General features: G+C 61.1%; 2 protein-coding genes and 2 rRNA genes. 3 read left to right on the forward strand and 1 reads right to left on the reverse strand.

What is annotated here, in order from left to right:
- The first annotated feature begins 227 nt into the window (after positions 1-227).
- Entirely contained in the window at positions 228-1,616 is a 1,389-nt protein-coding gene (locus tag BKH28_RS06745) for an NAD(P)-dependent malic enzyme (RefSeq protein WP_075418079.1), read from the forward strand.
- A gap of 121 nt (positions 1,617-1,737) precedes the next feature.
- Here BKH28_RS06745 and BKH28_RS06750 read toward each other — a convergent pair whose 3' ends face one another.
- Positions 1,738-2,295 (reverse strand): DoxX family protein, encoded by a 558-nt coding sequence (locus BKH28_RS06750; RefSeq protein ID WP_075418080.1) that lies wholly within the window; start codon positions 2,293-2,295, stop codon positions 1,738-1,740.
- A gap of 654 nt (positions 2,296-2,949) precedes the next feature.
- Here BKH28_RS06750 and BKH28_RS06755 point away from each other — a divergent pair.
- Together BKH28_RS06755 and BKH28_RS06760 are read left to right on the forward strand one after the other, a co-directional pair.
- A 16S ribosomal RNA gene (locus tag BKH28_RS06755) occupies positions 2,950-4,505 on the forward strand.
- A gap of 405 nt (positions 4,506-4,910) precedes the next feature.
- Positions 4,911-5,676: ribosomal RNA gene (locus tag BKH28_RS06760) — 23S ribosomal RNA — on the forward strand; the annotation flags it as partial.

The raw sequence follows: 5,676 nt of genomic DNA on the forward strand, positions 1-5,676 counted from the left end.
AGCGGTCACAGGCCGGACTGTCTGTTGCCGGCGGCTCCTCCATGGCTCGCGTCCGTCACGGCGGGTAGACGTCATGCTCCTCCCACGCAGGGTGAGATTGCTTGCGAAAGTCGCTCAGAATCTCAGCATCCGGTCACAATTGGACCGTCATACGAGTGTGTTGCGGCTGGTGGGAGATAGGCTCGGAGTATCTGTCTCAAGCCCCGCCCGTCCCACGAGGAGTGCCCATGGTTCAGCCCAGTCCCAGTTACACCGTCGCCCTGTACCTCGAGGTGCCCGCCTCCCAGAAGGCGGTGGCCCGCCTGGTCGACACCGCCACTGCGACTGGTGCCATCGTCACCGGCGTCGACGTCGCCGATGCCGACGGCGACAAGCTCACCGTCAATCTCACGGCAGACACCCGGGACTCCAAGCACCGCAACGAGCTCGTCGCCACGCTCGAGGAGATCGACGGCGTCATCGTTCGCAATGTCGGCGACTCGACCTTCCTGACTCACGTCGGGGGCAAGATCGAGATCGCCGGAAAGTACCCGATCCACAACCGCCGCGACCTGGCCCGCGTCTACACCCCCGGAGTGGCCCGCGTCTGCAAAGCCATCTACGACCACCCCGAGCGCGCCCGGATGCTCACCATCAAGAAGAACACCGTCGCCGTCGTCACTGACGGGACCGCGGTCCTGGGCATGGGGGACATCGGCCCGTCCGCCGCCATGCCCGTCATGGAGGGCAAGGCCGTTCTGTTCAAGCAGTTCGGCAACGTGGACGCCTGGCCGGTGGCACTGGACACGAAGGATCCCGAGGAGATCATCTCCATCGTCAAGGCCATCGCCCCGGCCTACGGCGGCATCAACCTGGAGGACATCGCCGCCCCCAAGTGCTTCGACATCGAGGCCCGCTTGCGCGAGGAACTCGATATCCCCGTCTTCCACGACGATCAGCACGGCACCGCCATCGTGACCCTGGCGGCGCTCATCAATGCGCTGAAGATCGTGGACAAGAAGATCGAGGACGTGCGCATCGTCCTGTCCGGTGTCGGTGCGGCCGGCAGTGCCATCGCCAAGCTGCTCATGGCGCACGGCGCCACGGACATCGTCGGTTACGGACGTACCGGGGCGCTGTCCGCAGCGAACACCGAGGGGATGAACGCGCACCGCAAGTGGCTCGCGGAGAACACCAACCCGCGTCAGGTGACGGGGTCCCTCAAGGAGGGCCTCAAGGGGGCTGACGTCTTCATCGGTGTCTCGTCGGGCAACCTGCTCGAGCCCGAGGACCTGGAGGCCATGAACGACGGTGCCATCGTCTTCGCCATGGCCAACCCGATTCCGGAGGTGGACCCGATCCGTGCCGCCGACTACGCCGCTGTGGTGGCGACCGGACGTTCGGACTTCCCCAACCAGATCAACAATGTGCTGGCCTTCCCCGGGCTCTTCCGCGGGCTGCTGGACACCGGGATCACTAATATCTCGACCGAGCTGCTGCGGGCCGCGTCCACCGGTATCGCCTCGGTGATCGCCGATGATGAGATCAGCCCCGTGTACATCATCCCCGGCGCCTTCGACACCCGGGTCGCCGACGCCGTGGCCAAGGCGGTCCGCAAATTCGCCGAGGAGGAGTGAGGGCCGCATTACGCGGCATGTGACGCGACAAGGGGCGTGAGAACCTACTGGTGTCTCACGCCCCTTGCCGTACGCGATACGTGGCCCGAGCTCGCTCGTCAGCCAGAGGACCTCGGTGACATCAGCGCAGCCAGGAGTCGCCGACCAAGCGAGACCACCAGGTGCCCAGCCCCAGGGTGTCGCCGGCCCGAGTCAGGGCGAACAGGATGGCGGACAGGGTCAGAACCCAGTGGAGATCGACCAGGGGGTTGGTCGCCGCGTTCTCGGTACCTCCGGTTCCGATGGGCCACAGGGCCAGATACAACGGCACCATGAGTGCTGAGGCCGCGAAGGCGCTCACCTTGAGTCCGATGCCCAGAGTCAGGGCGACGCCGACTCCGAGCATCCCGGCCATGAACAGCCAGTCGCCGACCGGGTTGGCCAGCAGTTCGAAGGCGCTCCCGAAGGGGCTGTGAACCGCCACGCCCTTGATGAAGCCCTGGGCGGGCTGACCTCCGTTGATCCAGGCCATCTGACGAGGTGTGGAGAATCCGAGGCCAAAAGTCTTGTCCAGGAAGGTCCACAGGAAGATGAAGCCAACGACGATCCGCAGGACGGCCAGCACGATGCGAGCCGACGGGCTGGTCACGATCTCGGATCCGGAACGAGGGCGCTTGGCGCCATGAGTGGAAACAGGCACGGGAGGTGCTCCTTGATGATCACTGGGGTCCGATGCCGGACGCCAGGTAGTTGAACAGTAAACTGACTCGACGATAGTAGTGTGTCAGGCCGTTCGGTGGATACTGACGAACGGCGGCGTGTCGCCGCCGTACATCCAAGTGATTGGCGAGAGCGTTGGAACGACGCCGAAAAGTCAGTGTGTCCTGGATCATGAAGTCTTGGTTTGACGTCCGCGGGGTGGACCTGCCTAAAGTACAGCCCGCTGCCGAACGGGCTGAGCCTCGCTCATGGCCATCCGGTAGCAGACGTGCTACGACGGAATGTCGATCGGTGTGACCGAAAGCAATGCTCTTGAGGTTGACGTCGAACTGGCGAATGTTCTAGAGTAGCCGAGTTGCTCGCCAGAGCGAGGTTGAGTTGAAAAGGCTTGACCGAGGTCCGGCTGGGTGTGTTGTTTGAGAACTCGATAGTGTGTCATGTTTTTTATGCCATGGCCTCTTGGGCTGCGCGTGTTTTGTGTGGTTTGGGGGGTTGTTTTGTTTTGGTTTGCCTGGCTCTCTGTGTTTGGGGGGTTGGGTTGGGCCTGGTCTGGTTTTCTGGGCTGTTTACTGACTGTTGCTCTGGCTTGGCTTCATGCTTTGTTGTGTGGGGTTGGTTGGGGTTTTGTTGGTTTTGTTTGGAGAGTTTGATCCTGGCTCAGGACGAACGCTGGCGGCGTGCTTAACACATGCAAGTCGAACGGTGAAGGGGCCTGCTTTTGTGGGTCCTGGATGAGTGGCGAACGGGTGAGTAACACGTGAGTAACCTGCCCCCTTCTTCTGGATAACCGCATGAAAGTGTGGCTAATACGGGATATTCTGCGCCTGCTGCATGGTGGGTGTGGGAAAGATTGCGCCTTTGGGTGTTTTTGGTGGGGGATGGGCTCGCGGCCTATCAGCTTGTTGGTGGGGTGATGGCCTACCAAGGCGGTGACGGGTAGCCGGCCTGAGAGGGTGGACGGTCACACTGGGACTGAGACACGGCCCAGACTCCTACGGGAGGCAGCAGTGGGGAATATTGCACAATGGGCGCAAGCCTGATGCAGCGACGCCGCGTGAGGGATGGAGGCCTTCGGGTTGTGAACCTCTTTCGCCAGTGAAGCAGGCCTGCTCCTTTGTGGGTGGGTTGACGGTAGCTGGATAAGAAGCGCCGGCTAACTACGTGCCAGCAGCCGCGGTAATACGTAGGGCGCGAGCGTTGTCCGGAATTATTGGGCGTAAAGAGCTCGTAGGCGGCTGGTCGCGTCTGTCGTGAAATCCTCTGGCTTAACTGGGGGCTTGCGGTGGGTACGGGCCGGCTTGAGTGCGGTAGGGGAGACTGGAACTCCTGGTGTAGCGGTGGAATGCGCAGATATCAGGAAGAACACCGGTGGCGAAGGCGGGTCTCTGGGCCGTTACTGACGCTGAGGAGCGAAAGCGTGGGGAGCGAACAGGATTAGATACCCTGGTAGTCCACGCCGTAAACGTTGGGCACTAGGTGTGGGGGGCCTTTTCCGGGTCTTCCGCGCCGTAGCTAACGCATTAAGTGCCCCGCCTGGGGAGTACGGCCGCAAGGCTAAAACTCAAAGGAATTGACGGGGGCCCGCACAAGCGGCGGAGCATGCGGATTAATTCGATGCAACGCGAAGAACCTTACCAAGGCTTGACATGTGCCGGTCGGCTCCGGAGACGGGGTTTCCTCCTTGTGGGGCCGGTTCACAGGTGGTGCATGGTTGTCGTCAGCTCGTGTCGTGAGATGTTGGGTTAAGTCCCGCAACGAGCGCAACCCTTGTCCCGTGTTGCCAGCACGTTGTGGTGGGGACTCGCGGGAGACTGCCGGGGTCAACTCGGAGGAAGGTGGGGATGACGTCAAATCATCATGCCCCTTATGTCTTGGGCTTCACGCATGCTACAATGGCCGGTACAGAGGGCTGCGATACCGTGAGGTGGAGCGAATCCCTTAAAGCCGGTCTCAGTTCGGATCGGTGTCTGCAACTCGACACCGTGAAGTTGGAGTCGCTAGTAATCGCAGATCAGCAACGCTGCGGTGAATACGTTCTCGGGCCTTGTACACACCGCCCGTCACGTCATGAAAGTCGGCAACACCCGAAGCCCGTGGCCCTACGGGGAGCGGTCGAAGGTGGGGCTGGTGATTGGGACGAAGTCGTAACAAGGTAGCCGTACCGGAAGGTGCGGCTGGATCACCTCCTTTCTAAGGATAGGTTTGTGTGGGGGTGGCTTTCTGGCTGTTGGTTTTGTCTGGGCCGCTGAATGGGTCTGGGCCGGTCGGGGGCTGCTGCTCGCGGAAGGCGTGCTGGTTGTCCTGCACGTGTTTGTGTGGGGTGGCTGGCTTGTCGTTTTTGGTGTAGAAGACACATCCTCTTGCTTCTGCTTCCTGCGTTTGTGTGGGGGGTGGGGTTGGTGGGTGCCTCTGCGTGTTGTGGGGGTGGCATGCTGTCGGGGTTCTGGGGCAGTGCGCCCTGGTTGCCTGGCCTGCTTTTCTGCTTCCCTTTTTGTGGGTGGTGGGGGTGGGTGTGGGTGGGTTGGTTGTGAACTGTATAGTGGACGCGAGCATCTTACTGTGATCTGCGATGATTGTTTTGTCGTGATTGTTTTGTTGTTTGTTTTTTTGAGCGTTCGGTGGATGCCTTGGCATCAGGGGCCGATGAAGGACGTGGTGGCCTGCGATATTCCTCGGGGAGCCGGCTAGCGGGCTGTGATCCGAGGGTTTCCGAATGGGGGGACCCGGCACGAGTTATGTCGTGTCACCTGCATCTGAATTGTATAGGGTGTGGGGGGTGACGCGGGGAAGTGAAACATCTCAGTACCCGTAGGAGAAGATATTCCGTGAGTAGTGGCGAGCGAAAGCGGATGATGGTTAAACCGTGTGCGTGTGATACTCGGCAGGGGTTGCGTGTGCGGGGTTGTGGGGCTGTTCTGTTCCTCTTCTGCCGGAGAGGGGGCGTGTGTGCTGGCCGGTAGCTGAATCGTCTGGGAAGGCGTGGCGTAGTGGGTGATACCCCCGTAGGCGGAACTGGTTGGTGCGTGTCTGGGACGGTTTGCCCGAGTAGCACGGGGCTCGTGGAATCCTGTGTGAATCTGCCAAGACCACTTGGCTGCCTGAATACCTCCTGATGACCGATAGTGGATAGTACCGTGAGGGAATGGTGAAAAGTACCCCGGGAGGGGAGTGAAATAGTACCTGAAACCGGGCGCTTACAAGCCGTCAGAGCCTTTGCATGCCTTGTGTGTGTGGGGGTGGTGGCGTGCCTTTTGAAGAATGAGCCTGCGAGTCAGTGGCGTGTCGCGAGGTTAACCCGTGTGGGGTAGCCGTAGCGAGAGCGAGTCCGAATAGGGCGATGTGTAGTGGCGCGTTCTGGACC

The organism is Actinomyces oris (assembly GCF_001937665.1).
Taxonomy (GTDB): Bacteria; Actinomycetota; Actinomycetes; order Actinomycetales; family Actinomycetaceae; genus Actinomyces; species Actinomyces stomatis.